This is a genomic window from Nocardioides sp. Soil777 (assembly GCF_001428425.1).
Lineage (GTDB): Bacteria > Actinomycetota > Actinomycetes > Propionibacteriales > Nocardioidaceae > Nocardioides > Nocardioides terrigena.
Genome location: NZ_LMSN01000019.1, coordinates 173,081 through 195,331, shown reverse-complemented (window position 1 = coordinate 195,331; position 22,251 = coordinate 173,081). Strand labels below are relative to the sequence as shown.

Sequence of the window (22,251 nt, the reverse complement as noted above, 5' to 3'; positions counted from 1 at the left end):
GTCGCGTCCGAGCCTGATCGAGCAGTAACGGAAGACCGCAAGCTAGAGCACAACGCCGACTTTGCGGGTCGGTGGCCCCTCGGTCAGGAAGGCCCACCGGCTGCGCGGGGGGTGGGGTCACTCCTCGAGCTACAGCACCAGCGAGACCTTCGGGACGTAGATCTCGACGCCTTCGGGTGCGGTGAGGATGAGGTCGGCCTGGTCGTCGTCGAGCTTGCGGGTGCCTTCGTGGTCGACGAGGTAGCTGAGCCCGTGGGGGGTCTGCCAGAGGTGTCTGCCTGGTCCGATGGTGCGGCAGCGGTAGCGGCCGTGGGTCTTCCAGCGGTGGTGTCGTCGGCGGAGTGGGCCGCTGTTGTGGGGGCCGGTCTGGCCGGGTGGTCCGGTGGGGTCGTAAGCGGTGCTGTGGTCGAAGTCGACGTCGCGACGCGTGGCGGTGCGGGGGCTGAAGGGGAAGACATCGCCGCCGGTCTGGGTCCAGACGTGGTCCTTGGTGGCCTCGGGGTGCTCGTAGGCGTCGGTGCGGCGTCGGTCGCGGAGGTCGAGGACGGGTTGGACGGTGACGTCGGCGTGGCCGAGGAGGTCGGCGAGCTGGGTGATGTCGACGGGTCCGAGGCCCTCGACGCGGGCGATGCCGGTGCGGGTGCGGAGGGCCTCGTCGGTGACGTGGACATAGAGGTGGCCGCGGCCGCGCAGGGAGGCGAGCTTGCGTGAGGACAGCGCGCACAGTCGGCCGAGGGTGTCGGCCAGGTGCTCGGGTGCCCAGGCGGGCCGGCTGCCGTCGCCGGGGTTCTCGTCGGGATCGTCATCACTGTTCTGGACGGTGTGTTCGAGGAGGAGCTTGAGGAGGTCGACAGGTCGGGCGAGCCAGCCGATGGCCAGCGAGCGAAGCTCGTCGTGGTTGTGGTCGTGGCCGTGGGTGCGGGCGAGGATGTCGGCGACGCGGTCGACCATGGCGTCGATCCAGGTGGCGTCGCCGGCGGTGACGCGGGCAATGAGGTGGCGGTAGCCGAACTCGTCGGCGCGGGAGAGGCGGACGTAGCGCTCGTGGCGGATGCGTTCGCGCTCGGCGGCGTGGGTCTCGGGGTCGGCCTCGATGATCTTGGCGCGCGCGATGGAGAACACGGTCGTGGGGGCGTGGCCGGCGATGGCACGGGCGACGGCCCGGTCGACGAGTCCGACGGTCTCGGCGAGCAGGGGACGTGTCATCACGGCGACGCGGCGCGCGACCCAGGGCTCGCAGTCGCCGGCCTGCACGATCGCCCAGGTGCGGGGGAGACGGTGGATGAGGTCGAGGGTGTCGGCGATCAGTGACCGGGCGGTCAGCGCATGGGTCTCCTGGGCCATGGCGAGCTCGGCCAGGCAGTAGTCCCGCACGTCGGGTGTGCCGTCGCCGCCGGGCTGGGTCATCGGGTCCTTGGCGTCCTCGGGCTCGCCGTGGAGGACGGCCCACTGGGCGGCGACGAGCATCTCGTCGACCTCCGCGAGGCGGCGTACGCGGCGTCGACCGGTGGCGACGTCCAGCAGGTCACGGGCCGACAGCTCGTCGATCCCAGGGGGCGCCTGGGGCTCGGTGGAGGCTGTCGGGGTGGACATGAACCCATTCTCGCTCGAACGTGTGTTCGAATCCATACCCAGTTTCGGGTATCTGGACAGCTCATGCCCCAAGCCATCACCAAGCGCATGGAGGACGCGCAGCTACTTCGGCGGGCGCCGTCGGCGGGCGCCAGTCGTGGTGTGGCGCGCGTCGCGCCACGCGATCCACGCGGTACGCAGGCGCGGGGACTGTACGGCCCTGCCGTCCCGCCGAGCGTGGAGGTCCGCCCGCAGCCCCGCCGGCGCGTGGACCCGGTCGATGGCGGCGGTCTTGGTGATGAGCTCGCCGGTCGCGAGGGTGTGACGCCCACGGGCCATCGAGGTCAGGCTGAGGTCGGCGAACGATGGATCGAGCCACCACCACGGATGGCGTGCTGCCGTCGCCCAGTAGCCGCTGAGCTCAGCCAACGCCGCACGTCGTACCTCGTCGTCGCTCATGCGGGGCAGCACCTCCTGAGGAGGGCGGCCGAGGACTGCGAACCCCTGCCTGACGAGCTCCGCCCGCACGATCCCCGACAGTGGACGCTCGACCAGCTCGCCGTGGGTCCACGTCGGGTGACGGGCAGGGACGTCGGACAACGTCGAGGCGGCGACGTAGGTGCAGCCGAGATTCGCCCCGGAGGCCGCCCGGGCGTCGAGGTCCCGATGGATGGCGACGACGACCGAGAGGTGATGACGGTCGAGGGGGCGGTCGGTGAGAGCGACCAGGTCGAGGTCGCTCACGCCTTCCCGGTGGTCGCCGGTGGCTGCGGATCCAGCCACGAACAGGTCAGTCACCCAACCGAGGGGTCGTAGGACGTCGCCGAGCGCCTCGACCGCCGGTGGTGTGCGCACGGTGCCGATCCTGCCGTCAGCCGGGCAGCCGGCGCTCCCGGACGTGGGCAGGCGCGGGGAGACCGGGGTCGAGGTCGGGTGCATCGACGGGAGCGTCGAGGACGGTGCGGAGCGGTACGACGCCCGCCCACACGCGCTGGTGGAGGTCCTCGTCCGGGTCCTCGGAGAAGCCGGTGCTGACCTTCACCGACCACTCGTCGAGCGGGACCCGCAGCACCGAGGTGGCGGCCAGCTCCTTGGGCAACGGGGTGCGGAGCTCGGCCCAGCGGCCGGGGAGCAGGTGCTCGGTGAGCACCTCGAGGGCGCGGAGCCGGTCGGGGGCGGGCACCTCGGTCGCCGTGCCGAGAACGGTGGCGCTGCGGTAGCGCATGCTCGACTCGAAGGCCGAGCGGGCGTAGACTAGGCCGTCGAGGTGGGTGACGCTGACGCAGACCGCCGCCCCCGAGGCCAGTGCCCGCATCAGCCGGCTCCCGGTCGAGCCGTGCAGCAGCAGGTGGTCGCCGTCGCGGGCGCACGCCATTGGCAGCACGAACGGCTGGTCGTCGACCTGGATGCCGACGGAGGCGTGCAGCGCCTCGTCCAGGATCGCGTGGAGCGTCGCGACGTCGTGGACCTGCAGCTCGGGCAGCCTGCGTACGTCGGTGCGCCGGGCTCGTCGGCCAGCTCGCGGTTGGTCGGACATGGGCCGATCATGCACCAGCCGTGACAGGGCAGGATCGCCCCATGCAGACCCTCACCGGCCAGATGGCCACCGACCGACCGGAGCGCTACGCCAAGCAGCTCGCCAGCCACTGGGCCGAGCGCGGCCCCGCCACCGAGGAGGACGGCGCGACCGTGCTGCGCTGGGAGGGTGGCCAGGTCATCTCGATGACACCCCAGGACGGCACCCTCGCCGTGCAGGTGTCCGTGCCCGAGGGCGAGGACCTCGAGCGCTTCGCCCAGGTGGTCAAGGTCCACCTCGAGCGCTTCGGGCAGCGCGACGAGCTGACGGTCGTCTGGGACGAGTGACGACGCGACATACTGGCCCCGTGAGCCGCTCCGTGCTGGTCCTCAACGGGCCCAACCTCAACTTGCTCGGCCGTCGCGACCCGGAGGTCTACGGCAACGCCACCCTGGACGACGTCGAGGCCATGTGCGTCGCCGAGGGTGAGCGCCTCGGCCTGCAGGTGGACTGCCGGCAGAGCAACCACGAGGGCCAGCTCATCGACTGGATCCACGAGGCCTTCGAGTCCGGCGCCGCCGTCGTCGGCAACTTCGGGGCCTACACCCACACCTCGATCGCGATCATGGACGCGCTCGTCGTGCTCACCGCCCCGGTCGTCGAGGTGCACATCTCCGACATCCACGCACGCGAGGAGTTCCGGCACCTCTCGTACGTCGGCAAGGTCGCCGACGCCGCCGTCATCGGCAAGGGCGTCGACGGGTACGTCGAGGCGTTGCGGCAGGTCGTCGCGCTCTGGGAGTCCTGACCCGGACCTCCGGGTGGCGGGCGCTCAGTGTCCGGCGCCGAGCTCGACGAGGAGCACTCCGCCCGCGATGAGCCCGATCCCGATGCCCATGAGCGGCGTGAGCGGCTCCTCGAAGAGCACGCGGGAAGCAACGGCGGTCAACGCGACCCCGGCTGCCGCCCAGATGCCGTAGGCGACGCCGAGCCCGAGGCCCTGGGACAGCGCGACGGTGAGTGCCGCGAAGGCGCCGAGGTAGCCGACGGCGACGACACCGAACCACGCCCGACGGCCCGTCGTGGCCATGCGCAGCGCGAGGGTGCCGGTCACCTCGAGGCCGATCGCGATCGCCAGGAAGACCCACGCCATCAGGCTGCTCCGCGGGTCGTGGTGGGTGAGTGGGAGCCGAGCTCGACGAGCAGGACGCCGCCCATGATGAGGGCGATCCCGACGGCCATGAGACCGGTGAACGGCTCGTCGTACAGGACCGCCGACAGGACAGAGGTCAGCGCGACGCCGAGCGCGGCCCACACGCCGTATGCCACGCCGATGGGCATGCCCTGGCGCAGGACGGCGGTGAGGAGGGCGAACGCAGACACGAAGCCGGCGGCCACGACGACGTACAGGGCCGGGTTGTCGAGTGCCCCCTTGAGGGAGAGGGAGCCGGTCACCTCGCAGAGGATGGCCCCGAGCAGGAGGTACCACTTGGTCATGCGTCGCCTCCCTCGAGGAGCCGGCGGGCGGTGACGAGCAGGGCGGCGCGGTCCTCGGCAGGGACCGGCAGGATGCCGGTGGCGTCGGCCAGCCAGCAACCGTCGGCGATCAGCCGGACCGCGTGCAGGCGGGCGCGCTGGCCGGCGGGCAGGTCGGCGGGAACGTCGAGCCAGGGGCGGAAACGCTCGGCCCAGTGGGCGGCCATGACCTCACGGAGCCCCGGGTCGCTGAGGGCCACGAGGTCGGCGGCGTCGTGCTCGTGGGTGACCGACCACTCGAGGTAGGCGTCGATGCGTTCCCGGGGAGTCGGGTCGGTCCCGTCGCGCGGGAGCAGTGCGAGGAAGGTGCGCTCATGAGCGTCGACGAGGTGGTCGACGAGCGCCACCACCAACGCTTTCTTGGTGGGGAAGTGGTACATCAGGCCCGGTTTGGTGAGCCCTGCGGCCCGGGCGGCCGAGTCCAGCGACAGGCGAGCGCCGGCGCGCAGCAGCTCGAGAGCGGCGTCGAGGAGCGCATCTCGCTGGGAGGGACGGTGGGCTGCAGTCACCCCACTTACTTTACCGTCCGGTTGGTCAACTTTCGAGGAGTGCCCGCTCGGCAACGCGGAAGGCGGTGCTGGCGTCCGGAACGCCGCAATAGATAGCGGTCTGCATGATGACCTCCTTGATCTCGTCCGCCGTCAACCCGTTGGTCCGGGCGGCCCGCACGTGCATCGCGAGCTCCTCGTGGTGGCCCCGGGCGATCAGTGCGGTGAGGGTGATCAGCGAGCGGCTGCGCCGGTCGAGGCCGGGCCGGGTCCAGACGCCGCCCCAGGCGTACTCGGTGATGAACTCCTGGAACTCCCGGGTCAGGTCGGTGGCGCCGGCCGTGGCCCGGTCGACGTGTGCGTCGCCGAGGACCTCGCGGCGCACGACCATGCCCGCGTCGCGGACCTCGCGGACGGTGAGGTCGTCGCGGGCGTCGGCCGGCTCCTCGCCGAGGAAGTGCCGGCGCAGCAGCGCCGCGACCCGGTCCGGCGACTCCGCGGGCGCCAGGTGCGCAACTCCGTCGAGCTCGGCGTAGGACCCGTCCTGCACGCCGTCCGCGATCGCGCGGAGCAGGTCGGGCGGCGTCGCCACGTCGTGGGAGCCGGCGATCGCCAGCACCGGTACGCCGATCTCGGCGAGGCGGTCGCGCACGTCGAAGGTGGCGAGGGCCGAGCACACCTGGGAGTAGCCCTCGTCGTCCGCCTCCTGCAGTGCGTGCAGGAGAGCTGACCCCACCTCGGGGTTGCGCTCGAGGAAGCCGGGACCGAACCAGCGCTCCGCCGACCCGGACACCATCACCGGGGTGCCGGACATGCTGACCTGGGCGATCCGGCCCGTCCACATCGCCTCGTCACCGATCCTGGCCCCGGTGCACAGCAGGGCGGCCGCGGCGACCCGCTCCGGGCGGTCGATGAGGAGCTGGAGGCCCACCGCACCGCCGACCGAGTCGCCGGCGTAGAAGAACCGACCCCCGGTGTCGCCACGCTCGGCGAGCACGTCGTCGACCACGCGCAGCACGCCCTCGGCCAGCTCGGCCATGGTGAAGGGCTCGTCGGGCACGGCTCGGTTGTGGCCGTGGCCCGGGAGGTCCCAGGCGAGCACGTCGAAGGCGGCGGTGAGTCCGGCCGCACAGTGCGACCAGAGCGTCGCGGCGGACGTGCCGAGCGACGGACCGAGGACGAGTAGCGGGAGCTCTGTGCGGTGGCGGGCACCGGTCAGGCGTACGGCGGTGATGCTCGTGATCACGAGCTCTCCTCGGGTCGGGGGTCGACGATGTCGGCGGTGCGCGAGTTGCGACACGCGGGCGCCAGTCTCGCGGACCACCTGAGACGGCGGTCAGGCCGCCTGGAACGAGCGCTTGGCGAGCCCGATGGCGTATCCGTCGATCGTGGTCGTCACGGGCGCGGTGGGGTCCTCCGACGCACCCAGGGTCACGAAGAGCGGCGTGAAGTGCTCGACCGTGGGGTGGGCGAAGGGCATGCCGGGCGCCTTGCCGCGGAAGTCGGAGAGCAGGTCGACGTCGCCGCGCTGGAGCGCGTCGGCCGCCCAGAGGTCGAAGTCCGCGGACCAGCCGGGCACGGCGTCGGGCCGGGACCAGTCGAGGTAGGGGAGGCCGTGGGTCATGTAGCCGGATCCGATGACGAGCACCCCGGACTCCCGCAGCGACCGCAACCGGCGGCCGAGGTCGAGCAGCCGCTCCGGGTCGTGGGTGGGCATGCTCAGCTGCAGCACGGGGATGTCGGCCTCGGGATACATGATCTTGAGCGGCACCCAGGCGCCGTGGTCGAGCCCGCGGGTGCGGTGCTCGTGGAGCGGCTCGGTGTCGGGCATCAGGGCGGCGACCCGGGTGGCGAGGTCGGTGGCCGCAGGGGTGTCGTAGCGCATCCGGAAGTACATCGGGTCGAAGCCGCCGAAGTCGTAGACGAGCTCGGTCGGTCGGCTGGTGCTGAGCATGGTGGGCGCTGCCTCCCAGTGCGCGGAGACGATCAGGATCGCCCGGGGCCTGGGGAGGTTGCGGGCCCACCGACCGAGCTGGGTCATCCAGTCGGTCATCTCGAAGAGCATCGGCGCCCCGTGGCTGAGGTAGAGGCTCGGAAGCGGGCCGTCGGCCGGCGTCCACGCGCGGTGCGGTGCCGCCTTCTCGGCGGCGGCGATCCTGCGCAAGTGCGCCGCGAAGGGGTGCTGCCCGTCGATGCGGGCATCGGCCGCTGCGGTGGTGCTGGTGCCGACGTGTGCCACGAGGTGCCTCCGGGAGATTAATTGTTGCTACAACCAATACGGTACACCGGTACGGTTGTGGAAACAACCTTCGAGGAGCTTCCTGTGGACGTGCGCTGGCTGGACGACGACGAGCGGACGGCGTGGGTGCGCCTCGCCGCGGTGCTCGAGCTGTTGCCGGGAGTCCTGGACTCCCAGCTGCGGCGCGACGCCCAGCTGACGCACTTCGAGTACTTCGTGCTGGCGATGCTCTCGGAGGCTCCCGAGCGCACCCTCCGGATGACCCACCTCGCCGGCCAGACCAATGCCACCCTGCCGCGGCTCTCCCACGTCGTGAAGCGGCTCGAGGAGCGGGGCCTGGTGGAGCGGCTCCCGTGCCCCGAGGACGCCCGTGCCACCAACGCGCGGCTCACGCCCGGGGGGTGGGACAAGGTGCGCGAGACCGCGCCGGGCCACGTGGCGACCGTGAGGGCGAGCGTGATCGATGCCCTGACCTCCGAGCAGGTCGACCAGCTCGCGGCCATCGGCGAGGCGATCCTCGGCCAGGTCGATCCCGAGCGACGGGTGGCGTCGGGCCTGCGAGGCTGAGCGGCCGGCTGACTAGGTCGGCAGGGCGAGCAGGTCCACGTGGTGCACGGTCACGGTGGCCGTGCCGCGGTCCAGCTCCGCCCGCCGGCGTGCGGCATAGTCCGCCGCGACCCGGTCGAGCTCCGGTGACTGCTCGCGGGCGGCGCCCACCCAGCCGTCGAGCCACGCCAGCGCGAGGTCCGCGTGGTCGGGTCCGAGGCGCCAGGGGCTGGGCCGGGTGTGGACCTCGAGCCCCCGCCGTCGGAAGGCGTCCACAGCCGTCCCTGCGGCATCGGGACCCAAGAGCGGCGCGTCGCCGAGGAGCCGCCGCTGGTGGGCGTTGAACGACTCCGTCAACCGCCGGTCTAGGGGGTCGGGCGGGTCGATCCCGACGGTGCCCACGACGCTGAGGGTGACGAGCACCGGACACCGCGCACCGGCGCACAGCGCGACGAACCGGTCCAGCTCCTCGCCGGTGAACATGTCGAGGAGCGCCGAGGCGGTGACCAGGGACGCCCCGGCAAGGTCGTCGGCGGCCAGGCGGGTGATGTCGTCGTGGCGCGTCTCCACCTGCGGGACGGGCGGGTGGGCCGCGGCGTGCGTGAGCAGCTCGGCGTCGCGGTCGTGCAGCACCCAGCGCTGCGGACCGGCCAGCCGCGGCGCGAGCCAGCGGGCCATCGAGCCGGTGCCGCAGCCGAGGTCGTGGACGAGCAGCCCGTCCGTGGGCAGGTGCGCCCGCAGGAGGTCGACCAGCCCGGTCGAGCGGGCCGCGGCGTCGGCCGGCTCCCGCAGCGCGAGCCAGTCGGGGGCGGCACGGACGGGCTCGGTCGTCATGCCACCTCCCGCGCTCCGGTGAACCGAACGCTAGCAACGTCCGTATCCACCCGCGAGGAGTCGGGAGGGAGGTCCCGTGATCGGTGTCCGCGCCGGCCTGCTCGCTGCCGTCACCGGCCTCGTCGTCCTGCTCGCAGGACTCGCACTCTTCCCCGGGATCGGGGTCGCCGGCCTGGCGGTCGGGCTCGCGTGCGCAGCGGTGCTGGGCACCGCTGCGGACCGTAGCGCCCGCCGGGCCGGAGTCCGGTCGTGGGGCCCGGCCGACGTGGTGACGCTCGGGCGGGCCACGCTGGCGTGCGGCGTCGCCGCCCTGGTCACCGACGCCCTGGTGGCGCAGCCGTCCGTCCCGGTGCTGGTGTCGCTCGCCGTGGTGGCACTGGCCCTCGACGCCGTCGACGGACGGGTGGCGAGGCGCACCGGGACCGTGTCGCCGCTCGGCGCCCGCCTCGACGGGGAGGCCGACGCCTTCCTCATGCTCGTGCTCAGCGTGCACGTCGCGGCCGAGGTCGGCGCATGGGTGCTGGCGATCGGGGTGGTGCGTTACGCCTTCGCCGTGGCCGGGTGGGTGCTGCCGTGGATGCGCGCCGACCTGCCGCCGCGCCACTGGCGCAAGGTCGTCACCGCCGTCGCGGGGATCGCGCTGGTCTGGGCGGTCGCCGACCTGCCCGGCACTTACGCCGCCCTCGGCCTCGCCACCCTCCTGCTCGCCGAGTCCTTCGGCCGGGACGTCGGCTGGCTGTGGCGCCGGCGCTCGGCCTCGGTGGCCGTGGTCGCCCCGGCCGCCGGGCTGGCGTCGCCGTGAGTCAGGTCGAGCGGACGGCGTACGACGCGGCGTTGCGGTCGGCGCGCGTGGCGGCCTACCCGCCGGGGGAGTTCGTCGGGCAGGAGAGCTTCATGACCCGCACCGGGATCCTCGACCTGGCCCGCGCGGCCGCGGTCGGTCCCGGGGTCTCGGTGCTGGACCTGTGCTGCGGGGTGGCCGGGCCCGGTCGCCTGGTCGCGGCCGAGCTGGGGTGCGACTACCGCGGGGTCGACCGCAGCCCGGACGCGATCGAGGTAGCCCGGGCGCGTGCCTCCGGCCTCGGCTGCCGCTTCGACGTCGCCGAGGTCCCGCCGGTCCCGGGGACGGACGTGGACGTCGTGCTGCTCCTGGAGACGATGCTCGCCTTCGAGGACAAGGTGCCGCTGGTCCGCTCGGTCGCCGGGGCGCTCGCGCCCGGGGGACGGTTCGCCTTCACGGTGGAGGAGGGCGCGCCGCTGACGGTGGAGGAGCGGGAGGCGATGCCTGCCGCTGACACCGTCTGGCCGGTCCCGCTGGCGGAGCTCCTCGGCCAGCTCGACGGCGCGGGCCTGGACCTGCGCTGGATGCAGGACCAGACCCGCTCGCACCAGCGGGTCGCCACAGCGCTGGTGACCCGGCTCGGGGCCGGGCGCTCGGCGATCGCCGGCGAGGTCGGCGACCGGACCGCCGACGACCTCCTCGCGGCGCACCGGCTCTGGAGCGACTGGCTGGCCTCGGGCCGGGTCCGCAAGCTGGCGATCGTCGCGGAGAAGCATGCCGCGGGATGAACTCCGCGGTGCGCCCCGTCGTACCTCCTCGTGAGAAACCACCTCGTGAGAACCCCTCGTGAGGACCCCTCGTGGCAGGAGCGTGTGATGGTCATCCGTGAGATCGCGGCGGCAGCCGTGCTGGTGTCGGCGGGGGTCCACCTCGTCCTGTGGTTCGACGGGATGCGGGAGGCAGACGTCGTCGGCCCGGCATTCCTGCTCAACGCGGTCGGCGGCGCGGTGATCGCCGTGCTGCTGGTCGTCTGGCGGCACTGGGTGCCGCCGCTGCTGGCCGTCGGCTTCGGCCTCTCCACGCTAGGGGCCTTCGTCATCTCGGCGACCGTGGGCCTCTTCGGGGTCGAGGAGGACTGGTCGGGCTGGGCGGTCTGGACGGCCGCCGTGGCCGAGGTGGTGGCGATCGTGGCGGGCGGCATGCTCCTGCGCGACGACAACCCGCTGCACTCACGCACGCAGTCGCAGGACCACGCGGCCGGACGTGGTGCGCACCTCCACTGACCTGATGTCGTCCCGGTCCGAGGACGTCCCGGCCGTGAGCCGCATCGTCATGCCACCGACCGAGCGCCAGCTGCCCACCTGCTCGCTGTGCCCGTCGCGGGTCCGCACGACGATCGTGTAGTCCACCGTGGGCGGCAGCTCGTACTCCACCGACTCCGGCTCGTAGGTGCAGGTCAGGAGCAGCCGCGTGCCCCAGGTGACCTCCTCGAGCCCGACGGTCGCCTCCACCGGGACGTCGCCCACCGGGCTCATGGGCTCGTCCGGGACCGGGGCCTCGGTGGCCGTCGGGGACGGCGCGACCGACGACGGCTCCCGGCCGTCGTCCCCGCCGGACAGCAGCGCCGGGACGCCGAACGCCACCGCGGCGAAGGCGGCGGCGAGCCCGGCCGCCACGAGGGTGCGCCGCCGCCCGCTGCGGCGTACGGAGCGGGTCAGGGCGGGCAGCAGCGTGTCCGGTAGCGGCTCGTCGGCGGGCGGGTGCTCGAGCAGGCCGGCATCGACCCGGTCCAGGAGCCCGGGGAGGCCGGCGACCTCGCGCACGGCGCGGGTGCAGCTCTCGCAGCCGGGCAGGTGCCGCTCCAGCGCCAGGCGGTCGCCGGGGCTGAGGGCCCCCAGGACGTACGCCGCGCCGTCGTGGGCGAAGGGGCAGGTCACGCGCTCACCCCCATCTCCTCGAGCGCCAGCTTGAGCGCCCGCAGCGCGTAGTGCGTGCGGGACTTGACGGTGCCCTCGGGGACACCGAGGCGCTGGGAGGCCTCGGCGACGGAGCGCCCCCGGTAGTAGCACTCGAGCAGGACGCCGCGATGGTCCGCGGAGAGGTGCGTGAGCGCCTCGGCCACCACCCAGGAGAGCAGCAGCTGGTCGCTGGCGTCGTCGGTCGTGCGCAGCTCGGGCACGTCGGCGACGGGGGTCTCGGGGTGGGACCGCCGGCTGCGCCAGTCGTCGATGACGATGTTGCGGGCGACGGTGAACAACCAGGCACGCACGGAGGGCGACGGACCGGCGAGCACGTCACGGTGCCGCCAGGCGCGCAGCAGCGTCTCCTGCGTGACGTCCTCGGCGTGCGCCCGGTCGTTGCCGACCAGGCGCAGGCAGTAGCGCCAGAGCACGTCCGCGTGCTCCTCGTGCAGCCGTCGCATCAGCGCGACCTCGTCCTCGGGCATGCATGCCTCCTCCCGGGGATACGCCCGCGGGGCGGCACCGGTTCAACGCGCCCCGGCAGGCAGGACTCCAGTGTGGCCGTCCGGGCCGTACGCCGCGAGGAACTCGTCCCGGAACGCGTCCATCCGCCACACCGGGGCGTCCGCGTCCGGTCGGAGTCCCTCGCCCCAGCCCCAGCCGTCGATGGCCGCCAGCACGTCGGGGTCGCGGGCGAGCACCGCGACCGGCACGTCGAACCCGGCGTCCGGTCCCGAGACGATCGTGGCCGGCTGGTGGTCCCCGAGCATCACGACGACGGTGTCCTCGTCGCCGTGGGTCAGCACGAACGAGACCAGCGCCTCGAGCGAGTACGCGACCGCACCGGCGTACGCCGCCCGCACCCGGTCCGGGTCGGGCCAGATGTCGGCCTCCGACTGCAGCGTGGGGGGCATGCCGTCGAAGACCGAGCCGTCGCCGACCTCGGACGGGGGCACCATCCGCGGGACCTTCGACCACGGGGCGTGGCTGGTGATCAGGTCGATCTCGGCCATCACCGGCCGCCGGACCTCGGCTGCCAGCTCGAGGCGGTGGAACGCGTCGAGGGTGTACTGGTCCGGCATGGTCGGGTAGCCGAACCGCGGTCCGCGGTAACCGACGTTGCGTGAGTCGTACAGCTGGTCGAAACCGTAGAAGGCGCCCTGCGGCCAGTCCCGGTTGTTGGCCGGGACCGAGGCCACCGTCCGCCACCCCGCCCGCGCGAAGAGGCGCGTCAGGGGCAGGCGCGGGCTCGTCACGAGCAGGTCGTAGCGCTGCTGGCTGTCGACCCACAGCCCGGTCTGGAGGGTCGCGTGCGCCAGCCAGCTCCCCGCACCGAAGGTCGGGGAGGTGAGGAACGCGCTGCGAGCGGCGAAGCCGGCCCGCTCGAGCCGCCGGGTGCCCGCGTCGAGCACGTCCACCACGCTCGGGGAGACGGCCGGGTCCTCCAGGGCGACCCGGCCCAGGCTCTCGACGAACACGACGAGCACGTCCTTGCCCCGCAGCCCGGTGAGCAGGTCGTCGGCCGGCACGTCGCGCACCGGGTCCGCCTCGGCGGCCCGCGCGAACTCGCGCCGGTCCCGCAGGACCGACGGGACCCGGCTCACCTGGTCGTAGACGTAGGCGGAGGCCCGGTGCGACGCCACCGGCCCCGAGCCCGTGCGCGCGTCCAGCACACCCAGCACCAGCCAGAGGACGGAGAGGGCCGCGATCGCCTGCAGGGCACCGCGCCGGTGCCGCTCGGCGACGTGCGTGACCCGCAGCACCGCGAGCGGCGGCAGGACAACCAGGGCCAGGAGGAGGGCTGCCGCCGCCACGAGCAGGCCCTCGCCCCAGGCACCCCCGGCCGAGCCGCGGACCGTCTCCACCAGCGACCCGGCGTACTGCCAGTCGATCATCGGGTCGAAGGGCCGGTTCAGCACCTGGAAGAACCCGATGTCCAGCAGCGTGGACACGGCGACCAGGGCGAGCAGGACGCACGCGGCGGCGACCATCACGGCCCGCAGCCGGTGCATCGTGGAGGGCAGCAGGAGCACGACCGCCAGGAACACGAGGGCCTCCACCGGCAGCCGCACGAACGACGTCCGCTCCACGTCCTCGAGCCGGTTCGGGACCGCCAGGACGGCCACGACCAGGGCCGCCGCCATTCCGGTCACCAGCACACCGACCGCCGTGACGGCGGCCCTCGACCACCACGAGACAGGTCGGCGTTGAACCAGGGGCACGGCCACTCCGTTCAAGGTCACGCAGGGAGGTTCACGTCGTGCAACGAGGACGGCGACGCTCCGGTTCACCCGGGGCGGGCCGAGGGAGCGGACGCGAGGTGGTCGCATGGGCGGTGGCACGGGTGGTGAGGCGCTGGCCTTCTGGGTGAGGGAGCCGGGCGCGGGCGAGATCCGCCGGAGCACGCTGCCCGGGCGGCGACCCGACGAGGTCATCGTGCGGACCCTCCGGTCGGGGGTGAGCAGGGGGACCGAGAGCCTGGTCTTCTCCGGCCGCGTGCCCCGCAGCCAGCACGACGCCATGCGCGCCCCCTTCCAGGACGGCGACTTCCCCGGACCGGTGAAGTACGGCTACCTCAACGTCGGCGTGGTGGAGGACGGCCCGTCCCGGCTCCTCGGCCGCACGGTGTTCTGCCTGCACCCCCACCAGACGGCGTACGTCGTCCCCGCCACCGCGGTCACGGTGGTGCCGGACGACGTACCCGTCGCCCGGGCCGTCCTCGCAGGGGTGGTCGAGACCGCCGTCAACGCGCTGTGGGACGCCGGGCCCCTTGTCGGCGACCGGGTGGCGGTGGTGGGCGCCGGCGCCGTCGGCTGCAGCGTGGCCCGGCTGCTGGCGCGCATCCCCGGCGTCACCGTGACGCTGGTCGACGTCGACCCGGGCCGGGCACCCGTGGCCACCACCCTCGGCGCGGACTTCGCCCTTCCCGACCGCGCCGAGGGTGGTCGCGACCTGGTCTTCCACACCAGCGCGACGTCGGCGGGCCTGCAGGCCTCGCTGGAGCTGCTGGCCGCGGAGGGCACCGTCATCGAGCTCAGCTGGTACGGCGACGCCGCCACGTCGGTCTCCCTCGGGGGCGCCTTCCACTCGGGGCGCCTCGCCGTCCGGGCCAGCCAGGTGGGCACGGTGTCGCCGGCCCGGCGGGGGCGTCGTACGACGGGCGACCGGCTGGCGCTCGCCCTCGAGCTCCTCCGCGACCCGGCCTTCGACTGCCTGCTCACCGGGGAGTCGCCCTTCGAGACGCTGCCCGACGTGATGCCCCGCCTCGTGTCCCGCACGCTGCCGGCGCTGTGCCACGCGGTCACCTACGACACCGTGGAGGTCCCGTGTTCGGCGTGACCGTCCGCGACCACATGATGGTGGCGCACAGCCTGGCGGGCGAGGTCTTCGGACCGGCCCAGCGGCTGCACGGCGCCACGTTCGTCGTCGATGCGACGCTGCGCGGCGAGCACCTCGACGACGACGGGATCCTCGTCGACATCGGCCGGGCGACCGAGCTGCTGCGCTCCGTGGTGGGGGAGCTGTCCTACCGCAACCTGGACGAGGAGCCGGCGTTCGCCGGCACCAACACGACCACCGAGGTGCTGGCCCGGCACGTCGCGGACCGGCTCGCCGCAGGCATCCGGGCCGGGGCGCTCGGCCCGGCGGTCCCGGTCACCGGCCTGGTCGTGACCCTGCACGAGTCCCACGTCGCGTGGGCGAGCTACGAGCGGTCGCTGTGACGGCGGGCGAGGTCGTGCACGTGCTGGTCCCCGAGGGGATCCACGACCCGCTGCGCCCGAGTGGCGGCAACACCTACGACCGGCGCCTGGTCGAGGAGCTGGAGGCAGCCGGGTGGTCGGTGCGCCTCGTCGAGCTGGCGGGGTCCTGGCCCGACGACGGAGAGGCGGAGCGGGACACGCTGGAGCGGGAGCTCCGGGCCCTGCCCGACGGGTCGGTCGCCCTCGTCGACGGCCTCGTCGCGTCGGCCCTCGGGACGGTCGTGGTGCCCGCGTGCCACCGGCTGCGGGTGGTCGTGCTGATGCACATGCCGCTGGGGCTCGACGCCGCAGGCGGGCTGCACCCGGAGGAGGGCACCCTGCTGCGCGCCTCCGCCGCGGTCGTCACCCCGAGCGCCTGGGCGAGGTCCTGGCTGCTGGCGACCTACGGCCTGGACCCCGACCTCGTCCACGTCGCCCGTCCCGGGGTGGACCCGGTGCCCCGGGTCGACGGCACGGAGGCTGGTGGTGCCCTGCTCTGCGTCGGCGCGGTCACGCCGGACAAGGGTCAGGCCGTGCTCGTCGCGGCGCTGTCGCGCGTCGCCGACCTCGCGTGGCGGTGCACGTGCGTCGGCTCCCTGAGCGTGTTCCCGGAGTACGCCGACCGGGCGCGGCGCGACGCCCGGCACCACCAGCTGGACGAGCGGTTCGTGCTGACCGGGGCGCTCGTCGGTGACGAGCTCGCGCGCCGCTGGGCGGCCACGGACGTGCTCGTGCTGCCCAGCCGGAAGGAGACCTACGGCATGGTCGTCACCGAGGCCCTCTCCCGGGGCATCCCGGTGATCGCCTCGGACGTCGGCGGCGTGCCGGAGGCGCTCGGTGCTGCACCCGGCGGGGCGCAGCCCGGCCTCCTGGTCCCGCCCGGTGACGTCCCGCCCCTCGCCGAGGCGCTGCGGCTCTGGCTCTCCGACGCGGACCGGCGCGCCGCCCTCCGTGCGGCCGCGCGCGAGCGGCGTACGAACCTCGCGTCCTGGGCGGACACCGCGGACCGCGTCGGGCGCGTGCTCCGGGAGGTGGCGGCATGACGTCCCCGACCTGGTCCCGAATGCCGTGGCGCTCCCTCGTCGGCGCGGCGGTCCTGGTGGCCGTCGTGCGTCAGACCGGCAGCGCTCCCTTCGTGGCCGGGGTCCGGGCCCTCGACGCCACGACGCTGGCCTGGGGCACCGTGCTGGCCCTCGTCACCACCGTCGCCGGTGCCTGGCGGTGGCACCTCGTCGCGCGGGGGCTGGGAGTCGAGATCGGGGTGCCCGCCGCGGTGGCCTCCTGCTACCGCGCCCAGTTCCTCAACACGGTCCTGCCCGGCGGGATCCTCGGCGACGTGCACCGGGGCGTCCTGCACGGTCGGGCCGTCGGCGCGACCGGCCCCGCGTTGCGCGCCGTCGCCTGGGAGCGCACCGCAGGGCAGGTGGTCCAGCTCGTCCTCGCGGTGGTGGTCCTGCTCGTGCTCCCGTCACCGCTGCAGCAGGTGGTCCCGGTGGTCGCCGTACCGGCACTCGTCATCCTGCTGGCGGTCGCGCTGGTGGCGCGACGTCCGCGGGACCCGCGCCCGTCCCGGACAGGTCGGCTGCTGGCCACGGTGCGCGACGACGTCCGGTGCGGGCTCCTCGTGCGCCGGGCGTGGCCCGGCGTGGTGGTCGCGTCGTGCGTGGCGACGGCCTGTCACGTGGCGACGTTCGTCGTCGCCGCGCGTGCCGTCGGCGTCACCCTGCCCCTGGCCGAGCTGCTGCCGCTCGCCGTCCTCGTCCTGGTCGCCGCGGGACTGCCGCTCAACCTCGCCGGCTGGGGGCCCCGGGAGGGCATGGCTGCCTGGTCCTTCGCAGCCGCGGGGGTGGGCGCCGCGCAGGGCGTGGCGACGGCCGTCGCGTACGGCGCGCTGGTGCTGGTGGCCAACCTCCCGGGTCTGGTCGTGCTGCTGTCCACGCGGGAGCGGGCCGCCGGAGCACCACGACCCGTGCCGGTGGTGTCCCGTGGCTGAGCGTCCGTACACGATCCTGAGCTGCAGCGTCTCGCTGGACGGCTACCTCGGCGGCGCCACCCCGGAGCGGCTGGTGCTCTCCAACGAGGCCGACCTCCACCGCGTCGACCACGTCCGGGCCGGGTGCGACGCGATCCTGGTCGGCGCCGCGACCGTGCGCGCGGACAACCCCCGGCTGCTGGTGCGCGACCCCCGGCTGCGCCTCCAGCGCCGCAGCCGCGGCATGGAGGAGACACCGACCAAGGTGACCGTCACCGAGCACGCCCGGCTCGACGCCTGCAGCAACTTCTTCGCCGCCGGCGACGGCGAGAAGATCGTCTACTGCGCGAGCCCCTCGGTGCCCGCGGCACGTCGTCGGCTGGCCGCGGTGGCCACCGTCGTGGACGGCGGCGAGCCGGTGGAGGTGCCGCGACTGACCGAGGACCTCTACGCGCGCGGCGTACGACGCCTCATGGTCGAGGGCGGGGGCCGGGTCCACACCCAGTTCCTCACCACCGGGATCGCCGACGAGCTGCACCTGGTCGTCGCCCCCTTCTTCGTCGGCAGCTCGCACGCCCGCCGGTTCGTCGGGGACGGCGACTTCCCGTGGAACCCCGCGCACCGGGCCCGCCTGGTCGAGACGTGCCAGATCGGGGACGTGGTGCTGCTCCGCTACGCCCTCTCGGCACGGTTCGAGGGGCCATCGTGACCGGCGTAGTCGGGCCCCGCCGACCCGTCCCGGCCCTGGTCCGCCGGGAGGTGCCGCTGCCGGTCCGGTTGCGGGACGGGTCGAGCGTCGAGGCGCGGCTCTTCACCTTTGACGGGCTCCGGGACGGACGGGAGCACGTGGCGCTGGCCCTGGGGCCGTCGGACCCGGACGTGCCGCTGGTCCGGGTGCACAGCGAGTGCCTGACGGGGGACGTGCTGGGCAGCGAGCGGTGCGACTGCGGGCCGCAGCTGCAGGAGGCGGTGGACCGGATCAGCCGCGTCGGGGGCTTCCTGCTCTACCTGCGCCAGGAGGGACGAGGGATCGGCCTCTACAACAAGGTCGACGCCTACGCCCTGCAGGACGCCGGGCTGGACACCTACGAGGCCAACGTCGCCCTCGGCTACGGGGAGGACGACCGCGACTACACGGTGGCCGCCCAGATGCTGCTCGGCCTGGGTGCGGACCGGATCGACCTCCTCTCCAACAACCCCGACAAGGCGGACCAGCTCCGCGCCGCCGGCATCGGCGTCGCGAGGCGCGTCCCGACCGGGCTGCACCTGTCACCGGTCAACGCGGACTACCTGGCGGCCAAGGCCGGCCGCGGCGGTCACCGGCTGTTCCTCCCCGGCGGCAGCACCCTCACCCCAAGAGGGTGATCCCCGGGGACCGCCGCGGTGCCATGGTGACGAGACAGAGCCGGGAGAGGAGATCCGCCATGGCCACCAGCCCCACCCCACCGAAGACGACCCGAGGTCCGGAAGAGGACGAGGACCCGAGGTTCTGGAGCGGCATGATCGCCTTCGCCGCCTTCATGTTCCTCCTGGTCGGAGGCTTCCACTTCCTCGGCGGCTTCGTCGCCCTGCTCGAGGACGACCAGTACCTCGTGGGGGAGTCGGACCTGCTCATCCAGACCGACTACCAGCTGTGGGGATTCGCGCACATGGCCATCGCAGTGGCGATGTGGTTCACGGGGTACGGGCTGTTCTTCCGGCGCACGTGGGCGCGCATCGTCGCGGTCCTCGTGGCCATGGTGAGCGCGTTGACCAACCTCGCCTTCCTGTCGGCCAACCCGTGGTGGTTCTCGCTCATGATCATCCTCGACGTCCTCGTGATCTACGCCGTCACGGTCCACGGTGACCCGGAGGACGGGTACTAGGCGTGAGCACCACCACGAGGACGCCCGTGACCAGGTAGACCACCTGTAGCGGGTGGAACGCGCGGATCGAGGCGATCTCGCCGACGATCCAGTAGCCCATGACGGTCCCGGCCACGATGCTGGCGAGCGGCCAGCCGTCGCTGCCCTTCACCTGGGCGATCGCGGCGACCAGCGAGCTGCCGCCGACGATCGCCATCAGGATCACGCCGGGAAGGTAGTTGCTGGGGAAGTCGGTGGCCCGGACCCACACCGGCTGCTCGGGGATCCAGGCGGTCATGAGGGCGATACCGCCGATCGTCGCGCTGAGTGCGTTGAAGACCAGCAGCCCGAGCAGGACCCTGCGCCTGCCGTCCGTCCCTGCCCACATGACGTCCTCCTCCGGTCACTGTCGACGCTAGGACGCCTGCAGGGGCCTCGACAGGGCCGAAGGGCTCTGGTGCGGCGGGACTGGCCGCGCGAAGACTGGGAGTGCCCGTCGTACGACCGAGGAGACCCCATGGAGCGACTCACCCCACTCGCCACTGCCTTTCTGGACGCGGAGGACGTGGATCCCCGGGCCTCGCTCGCCATCGGTTCGCTGGCCGTCTTCGAGGGGCCGGCGCCGCCGTTCGAGGAGTTCGTCGAGCTCATCGCCGGTCGCCTCGTCCTGATCCCGCGCTACCGCCAGAAGCTGCGCACGGTCCCGTTCGGCCTGGCGGCACCGGCGTGGGTCGACGACCCCGACTTCGACATCCGCTGGCACATCCGCAACACGGCGCTGCCCCACCCCGGCGGCCCGCAGGAGATCGGCCGCCTGATGAGCAGGGTCATGTCGCGCCGGATGAACCGCGACCGACCGCTGTGGGAGTACTGGTTCTGCGAGGGGCTCCCCGACGGCAGGTGGGCCCTGCTGTCCAAGCTGCACCACAGCGTGGTCGACGGCGTCTCCGGCACGGACCTCTACCAGCTGGTGCTCGACCCGACCCGGACGCCGCGACCGCCCGTGCCCGACACCTGGGTGCCCGCGGCCGAGCCCTCCACCCTGTCCGTCACGGCACAGGCGGCCTGGGAGCTGGCGACCTCGCCGGTCCCAGCGGTGCGCGCGGTGGCCGGCTCGCTCGCCGACCCTCGTCGCCTGGCTCGTCTCACCGTCGAGACGGCACGGGGGCTGCTGTCCATGTCGGCCGCGTTGCGCCCGGTCCGGAGCACGTCGTTGACGGGTCCTCTCGAGGGCAGCCGTCGGTACACCTGGACGGACATCTCGCTGGCCGACGTACGCATCGTGCGGGCGAGGTACGGCGTGACGGTCAACGACGTGGCGCTGGCCGCGGTGACCGGCGGCTTCCGGCAGCTGCTGCTGTCTCGTGGCGAGGAGCCCGACGCGCACGCGCTGCGCTCCCTGGTCCCGGTCTCGACCCGTGAGCCCGGCGCCGAGTCGATCCCCGACAACCGGGTCTCGCTGATGCTGCCCTACCTCCCCGTGGATCTCGCCGATCCCCACGAGCGGCTGCAGGCCGTGCGGGAGCGGGTGCGCGGCCTGCGGGCGCGGCACGAGCCCGAGGCCGGGGGGAGCGTCACGACGGTCGCGGAGTACGGCCCGTTCCCGCCCGTGTCGTGGGGGATCCGGCTCGGGATGCGGCTGCCGCAGCGGCAGGTCGCCACGGTGACGACCAATGTGCCCGGTCCCCGCAGCACGCTGTACGCACTGGGCCGGGAGGTCCAGGAGATGCTGCCCTACGTCCCGATCGCGGACCGGGTGCGCATCGGCGTGGCCATGTTCTCCTACCGGGACACCCTGACCTTCGGGATCACCGGCGACTACGACACGACGCCCGACCTGCACGTGCTCGCGGACGGCATCTCCGCGTCCATGGCGGAGCTGCTGGCCATCGCCCGGGAGGCCGGCTCACCGGGGCCGGGAGCGCCGCCGGCGCGGGCCGGGCAGGTGTGACCCGGCGAGGCGGGGTCCGGCGATGCGGCTGCCCCGCCGGAGCGGCTGCACGAGGTACTCCCCGAGGATGACCCCCGCGGCGAGCGCGATCGCGGTGGCCCCCGCGGCGGCCAGCTCCAGGACGCCGTCCTTCTTGCCCTCGGCCAGCAGGGCCAGCCCGCGGTAGATGGTCAGGCCCGGCAGGAGCGGCACGATGGCGGGCACGATGAGGACCAGGGGCGGGACGCGCACGCGGCGGGCGATCCCGTAGCTCGTCGTGCCGACGACCACCGCCGCGGCCGCTGCCGCCCAGGTCTGGGCCACGGGCGCCCTCTCCACGACCAGGAAGAGCGCCTGGCCGCAGCCTGCGACGACCGCCGCGGCCGAGGCCGCGCGGATCGGGGCGTAGCTCGCCAACCCGTACGCCGCCGCGGCGAGCGCGGCGCCCACGGTCATGGCGGACCCCTGCACGAAGCCCGTGGCACCGGGCACCACGCGCCCCAGGTCGGCACCCGCCAGGTCGGCGACCGTCAGCCCCGCGGCCACACCGGCGATGATGCCTGTGGTCGCCAGCATCGCCTCGAGCAAACGCGCACTCGCCGTGACCGGGTAGCCCGTGAGGGCGTCGGACATGGCGCCCATCAGCCCGATCCCGGCGAGCAGGACGATGATGCCCGCGGTCACGATGAGGGAGGGGTCCGCCTCGATCCCGGTGGCGGCGGCGCCCACCGCGATGAGCGTGGCGAGGAACCCGCCGGCGGCCTGCTGGTAGAACGACGGCACCCGGTTGCGGGTGGCACGCCCGACCAGGTCGATGCTGCACGCCGCCACGAAGGCCAGCAGGCTGACCACCGGGCCTCCGCCCAGGGTGATCGCGAGCGCGGCGCCCACGGCGCCCCAGCTCATGGTCACCAGCCAGCGCGCTCGCGGGTGGCGGGAGGACTCGATGGCGACGGTGCGGTGCCGGGCCTCGTCCGGGGTGGTCGTCCCGTCGAGCAGGTCCTGGACGACCAGGTCGACCCGGATCAGCCGGTCGTAGTCCACCGGTCGACGGCGCACCCGGCGGACGAGGATCGACGCCGGCACGTCGATGCGCGACTGCTGCTGGAGCCTCAGCTCGGTGAAGGTGACGTCGGCATCGACCCCGTGCAGTCCGCAGGCGCGCGCGACCGCGAGCATCGTCGCCTCGACGTCGGCGGCCCCGCCTCCCGAGGAGAGCATCAGGTCGCCGATGCGCAGGGCCAGGTCGAGGCTGCCGTAGACGTCCCGTGGCTGGGACATGGCCATGCCTC

At 73.6% G+C, this 22,251-nt stretch carries 27 protein-coding genes and 2 pseudogenes; 14 read left to right on the top strand and 15 right to left on the bottom strand.

What is annotated here, in order from left to right; translation table 11 throughout:
• Positions 1-129 precede the first annotated feature (129 nt).
• From ASG88_RS19290 to ASG88_RS19280, 3 genes are all read right to left on the bottom strand, one after another.
• On the bottom strand, positions 130-1,593 hold the full coding sequence (locus tag ASG88_RS19290; RefSeq protein ID WP_056889068.1) for a hypothetical protein: 1,464 nt from the start codon (positions 1,591-1,593) through the stop codon (positions 130-132).
• A 102-nt stretch (positions 1,594-1,695) separates the two neighbouring features.
• On the bottom strand, positions 1,696-2,427 hold the full coding sequence (locus ASG88_RS19285; protein WP_056889277.1) for a nucleotidyltransferase domain-containing protein: 732 nt from the start codon (positions 2,425-2,427) through the stop codon (positions 1,696-1,698).
• Positions 2,428-2,443: 16 nt separating this feature from the next.
• Positions 2,444-3,109: a pyridoxamine 5'-phosphate oxidase family protein gene (locus tag ASG88_RS19280; RefSeq protein ID WP_056889067.1), complete on the bottom strand. Its 666-nt coding sequence runs from the start codon at positions 3,107-3,109 to the stop codon at positions 2,444-2,446.
• 41 nt (positions 3,110-3,150) lie between these two features.
• On the opposite strand from ASG88_RS19280, the gene ASG88_RS23200 reads away from it, so the two are divergent.
• A complete protein-coding gene (locus tag ASG88_RS23200; protein ID WP_056889066.1) occupies positions 3,151-3,435 on the top strand; it encodes a DUF2218 domain-containing protein in 285 nt (94 codons plus the stop codon).
• A gap of 20 nt (positions 3,436-3,455) precedes the next feature.
• A complete protein-coding gene (gene aroQ / locus ASG88_RS23195; RefSeq protein WP_056889065.1) occupies positions 3,456-3,896 on the top strand; it encodes a type II 3-dehydroquinate dehydratase in 441 nt (146 codons plus the stop codon).
• Positions 3,897-3,920: 24 nt separating this feature from the next.
• On the opposite strand, the gene ASG88_RS19265 is transcribed toward aroQ, so the two are convergent.
• The 6 genes and pseudogenes from ASG88_RS19265 to ASG88_RS19245 form a co-directional block, all read right to left on the bottom strand.
• On the bottom strand, positions 3,921-4,241 hold the full coding sequence (locus ASG88_RS19265) for a DMT family transporter (RefSeq protein ID WP_056889064.1): 321 nt from the start codon (positions 4,239-4,241) through the stop codon (positions 3,921-3,923).
• Positions 4,241-4,585, bottom strand: coding sequence for a DMT family transporter (locus ASG88_RS19260; protein WP_056889063.1), 345 nt, complete (start codon positions 4,583-4,585; stop codon positions 4,241-4,243). Before ASG88_RS19260 ends, ASG88_RS19265 begins: the two co-directional genes overlap by 1 nt.
• Positions 4,582-5,133 carry a TetR/AcrR family transcriptional regulator gene (locus tag ASG88_RS19255; RefSeq protein ID WP_056889062.1) on the bottom strand — a complete coding sequence of 184 codons (552 nt, stop codon included), beginning with the start codon at positions 5,131-5,133 and terminating at the stop codon, positions 4,582-4,584. Before ASG88_RS19255 ends, ASG88_RS19260 begins: the two co-directional genes overlap by 4 nt.
• Positions 5,134-5,158: 25 nt before the next feature.
• Positions 5,159-5,512: pseudogene (gene pcaC / locus ASG88_RS24245) on the bottom strand (4-carboxymuconolactone decarboxylase); the annotation flags it as partial.
• 84 nt (positions 5,513-5,596) lie between these two features.
• Positions 5,597-6,358 (bottom strand): annotated as a pseudogene (locus tag ASG88_RS24240) (alpha/beta fold hydrolase); the annotation flags it as partial.
• A 90-nt stretch (positions 6,359-6,448) separates the two neighbouring features.
• On the bottom strand, positions 6,449-7,351 hold the full coding sequence (locus ASG88_RS19245) for a dioxygenase (protein ID WP_082600758.1): 903 nt from the start codon (positions 7,349-7,351) through the stop codon (positions 6,449-6,451).
• Between the two features lie 84 nt (positions 7,352-7,435).
• Between ASG88_RS19245 and ASG88_RS19240 the strand changes: the two genes are divergently transcribed.
• Positions 7,436-7,918 carry a MarR family winged helix-turn-helix transcriptional regulator gene (locus ASG88_RS19240; RefSeq protein ID WP_056889060.1) on the top strand — a complete coding sequence of 161 codons (483 nt, stop codon included), beginning with the start codon at positions 7,436-7,438 and terminating at the stop codon, positions 7,916-7,918.
• Positions 7,919-7,930: 12 nt separating this feature from the next.
• Here ASG88_RS19240 and ASG88_RS19235 read toward each other — a convergent pair whose 3' ends face one another.
• Positions 7,931-8,731, bottom strand: coding sequence for a class I SAM-dependent methyltransferase (locus tag ASG88_RS19235; RefSeq protein WP_056889059.1), 801 nt, complete (start codon positions 8,729-8,731; stop codon positions 7,931-7,933).
• 76 nt (positions 8,732-8,807) lie between these two features.
• Here ASG88_RS19235 and ASG88_RS19230 point away from each other — a divergent pair, with 76 nt between their 5' ends.
• The 3 genes from ASG88_RS19230 to ASG88_RS19220 all read left to right on the top strand — a co-directional run bounded on the left by ASG88_RS19230 (position 8,808) and on the right by ASG88_RS19220 (position 10,795).
• Complete coding sequence (locus ASG88_RS19230; protein ID WP_056889058.1) at positions 8,808-9,533, top strand: CDP-alcohol phosphatidyltransferase family protein; 726 nt, start codon at positions 8,808-8,810, stop codon at positions 9,531-9,533.
• On the top strand, positions 9,530-10,300 hold the full coding sequence (locus ASG88_RS19225) for a class I SAM-dependent methyltransferase (RefSeq protein WP_200956507.1): 771 nt from the start codon (positions 9,530-9,532) through the stop codon (positions 10,298-10,300). Before ASG88_RS19230 ends, ASG88_RS19225 begins: the two co-directional genes overlap by 4 nt.
• Before the next feature lie 87 nt (positions 10,301-10,387).
• The gene (locus tag ASG88_RS19220; RefSeq protein WP_056889057.1) at positions 10,388-10,795 is read left to right on the top strand and encodes a hypothetical protein; all 408 of its coding nucleotides are present in this window, start codon (positions 10,388-10,390) and stop codon (positions 10,793-10,795) included.
• Here the strand turns inward: ASG88_RS19220 and ASG88_RS19215 are convergent.
• Genes ASG88_RS19215 through ASG88_RS19205 form a run of 3 tightly spaced genes read right to left on the bottom strand, consistent with a single transcriptional unit; the run spans position 10,742 to position 13,716 of the window.
• A complete protein-coding gene (locus ASG88_RS19215; protein ID WP_056889056.1) occupies positions 10,742-11,449 on the bottom strand; it encodes an anti-sigma factor family protein in 708 nt (235 codons plus the stop codon). The two genes, ASG88_RS19220 and ASG88_RS19215, sit on opposite strands and share 54 nt — an antisense overlap.
• Positions 11,446-11,958, bottom strand: a complete 513-nt coding sequence (locus ASG88_RS19210) for a sigma-70 family RNA polymerase sigma factor (RefSeq protein WP_056889055.1) — start codon at positions 11,956-11,958, stop codon at positions 11,446-11,448. Before ASG88_RS19210 ends, ASG88_RS19215 begins: the two co-directional genes overlap by 4 nt.
• 42 nt (positions 11,959-12,000) lie before the next feature.
• On the bottom strand, positions 12,001-13,716 hold the full coding sequence (locus ASG88_RS19205) for a sulfatase-like hydrolase/transferase (protein WP_200956506.1): 1,716 nt from the start codon (positions 13,714-13,716) through the stop codon (positions 12,001-12,003).
• 85 nt (positions 13,717-13,801) lie between these two features.
• Here ASG88_RS19205 and ASG88_RS19200 point away from each other — a divergent pair, with 85 nt between their 5' ends.
• From ASG88_RS19200 to ASG88_RS19170, 7 genes are read left to right on the top strand one after another with little or no spacing between them, the layout of a single operon-like run.
• Positions 13,802-14,812 (top strand): zinc-dependent alcohol dehydrogenase, encoded by a 1,011-nt coding sequence (locus tag ASG88_RS19200; RefSeq protein ID WP_056889053.1) that lies wholly within the window; start codon positions 13,802-13,804, stop codon positions 14,810-14,812.
• The gene (locus ASG88_RS19195) at positions 14,809-15,195 is read left to right on the top strand and encodes a 6-pyruvoyl trahydropterin synthase family protein (protein WP_235534926.1); all 387 of its coding nucleotides are present in this window, start codon (positions 14,809-14,811) and stop codon (positions 15,193-15,195) included. The genes ASG88_RS19200 and ASG88_RS19195 overlap by 4 nt, the downstream gene beginning before the upstream one ends.
• Positions 15,192-16,256, top strand: coding sequence for a glycosyltransferase family 4 protein (locus ASG88_RS19190; RefSeq protein WP_056889051.1), 1,065 nt, complete (start codon positions 15,192-15,194; stop codon positions 16,254-16,256). The genes ASG88_RS19195 and ASG88_RS19190 overlap by 4 nt, the downstream gene beginning before the upstream one ends.
• Entirely contained in the window at positions 16,253-17,206 is a 954-nt protein-coding gene (locus ASG88_RS19185) for a lysylphosphatidylglycerol synthase domain-containing protein (protein WP_056889050.1), read from the top strand. The genes ASG88_RS19190 and ASG88_RS19185 overlap by 4 nt, the downstream gene beginning before the upstream one ends.
• Complete coding sequence (locus ASG88_RS19180; RefSeq protein ID WP_056889049.1) at positions 17,199-17,894, top strand: RibD family protein; 696 nt, start codon at positions 17,199-17,201, stop codon at positions 17,892-17,894. The genes ASG88_RS19185 and ASG88_RS19180 overlap by 8 nt, the downstream gene beginning before the upstream one ends.
• 50 nt (positions 17,895-17,944) lie before the next feature.
• On the top strand, positions 17,945-18,550 hold the full coding sequence (locus ASG88_RS19175; RefSeq protein ID WP_082600820.1) for a GTP cyclohydrolase II: 606 nt from the start codon (positions 17,945-17,947) through the stop codon (positions 18,548-18,550).
• Positions 18,551-18,609: 59 nt separating this feature from the next.
• On the top strand, positions 18,610-19,050 hold the full coding sequence (locus ASG88_RS19170) for a hypothetical protein (RefSeq protein WP_157559832.1): 441 nt from the start codon (positions 18,610-18,612) through the stop codon (positions 19,048-19,050).
• Here the strand turns inward: ASG88_RS19170 and ASG88_RS19165 are convergent.
• Positions 19,016-19,417, bottom strand: a complete 402-nt coding sequence (locus tag ASG88_RS19165; protein WP_056889046.1) for a hypothetical protein — start codon at positions 19,415-19,417, stop codon at positions 19,016-19,018. The genes ASG88_RS19170 and ASG88_RS19165 overlap by 35 nt on opposite strands.
• Positions 19,418-19,546: 129 nt before the next feature.
• On the opposite strand from ASG88_RS19165, the gene ASG88_RS19160 reads away from it, so the two are divergent.
• Entirely contained in the window at positions 19,547-20,980 is a 1,434-nt protein-coding gene (locus ASG88_RS19160) for a WS/DGAT/MGAT family O-acyltransferase (protein ID WP_056889045.1), read from the top strand.
• Here the strand turns inward: ASG88_RS19160 and ASG88_RS19155 are convergent.
• Complete coding sequence (locus ASG88_RS19155) at positions 20,936-22,246, bottom strand: threonine/serine exporter family protein (RefSeq protein WP_056889044.1); 1,311 nt, start codon at positions 22,244-22,246, stop codon at positions 20,936-20,938. The two genes, ASG88_RS19160 and ASG88_RS19155, sit on opposite strands and share 45 nt — an antisense overlap.
• Positions 22,247-22,251 lie beyond the last annotated feature (5 nt).

What these genes read in the sequence shown, in the direction of transcription:
- ASG88_RS19170 (WP_157559832.1), top strand. Translation starts at nt 18,610, where the DNA reads ATGGCCACCAGCCCCACCCCACCGAAGACGACCCGAGGTCCGGAAGAG.
- ASG88_RS19210 (WP_056889055.1), bottom strand. Translation starts at nt 11,958, where the DNA reads ATGCCCGAGGACGAGGTCGCGCTGATGCGACGGCTGCACGAGGAGCAC.
- ASG88_RS23200 (WP_056889066.1), top strand. Translation starts at nt 3,151, where the DNA reads ATGCAGACCCTCACCGGCCAGATGGCCACCGACCGACCGGAGCGCTAC.
- ASG88_RS19260 (WP_056889063.1), bottom strand. Translation starts at nt 4,585, where the DNA reads ATGACCAAGTGGTACCTCCTGCTCGGGGCCATCCTCTGCGAGGTGACC.
- ASG88_RS19165 (WP_056889046.1), bottom strand. Translation starts at nt 19,417, where the DNA reads ATGTGGGCAGGGACGGACGGCAGGCGCAGGGTCCTGCTCGGGCTGCTG.
- ASG88_RS19160 (WP_056889045.1), top strand. Translation starts at nt 19,547, where the DNA reads ATGGAGCGACTCACCCCACTCGCCACTGCCTTTCTGGACGCGGAGGAC.
- ASG88_RS19185 (WP_056889050.1), top strand. Translation starts at nt 16,253, where the DNA reads ATGACGTCCCCGACCTGGTCCCGAATGCCGTGGCGCTCCCTCGTCGGC.
- ASG88_RS19235 (WP_056889059.1), bottom strand. Translation starts at nt 8,731, where the DNA reads ATGACGACCGAGCCCGTCCGTGCCGCCCCCGACTGGCTCGCGCTGCGG.
- ASG88_RS19155 (WP_056889044.1), bottom strand. Translation starts at nt 22,246, where the DNA reads ATGGCCATGTCCCAGCCACGGGACGTCTACGGCAGCCTCGACCTGGCC.
- ASG88_RS19220 (WP_056889057.1), top strand. Translation starts at nt 10,388, where the DNA reads ATGGTCATCCGTGAGATCGCGGCGGCAGCCGTGCTGGTGTCGGCGGGG.
- ASG88_RS19290 (WP_056889068.1), bottom strand. Translation starts at nt 1,593, where the DNA reads ATGTCCACCCCGACAGCCTCCACCGAGCCCCAGGCGCCCCCTGGGATC.
- ASG88_RS19265 (WP_056889064.1), bottom strand. Translation starts at nt 4,241, where the DNA reads ATGGCGTGGGTCTTCCTGGCGATCGCGATCGGCCTCGAGGTGACCGGC.
- ASG88_RS19280 (WP_056889067.1), bottom strand. Translation starts at nt 3,109, where the DNA reads ATGTCCGACCAACCGCGAGCTGGCCGACGAGCCCGGCGCACCGACGTA.
- ASG88_RS19200 (WP_056889053.1), top strand. Translation starts at nt 13,802, where the DNA reads ATGGGCGGTGGCACGGGTGGTGAGGCGCTGGCCTTCTGGGTGAGGGAG.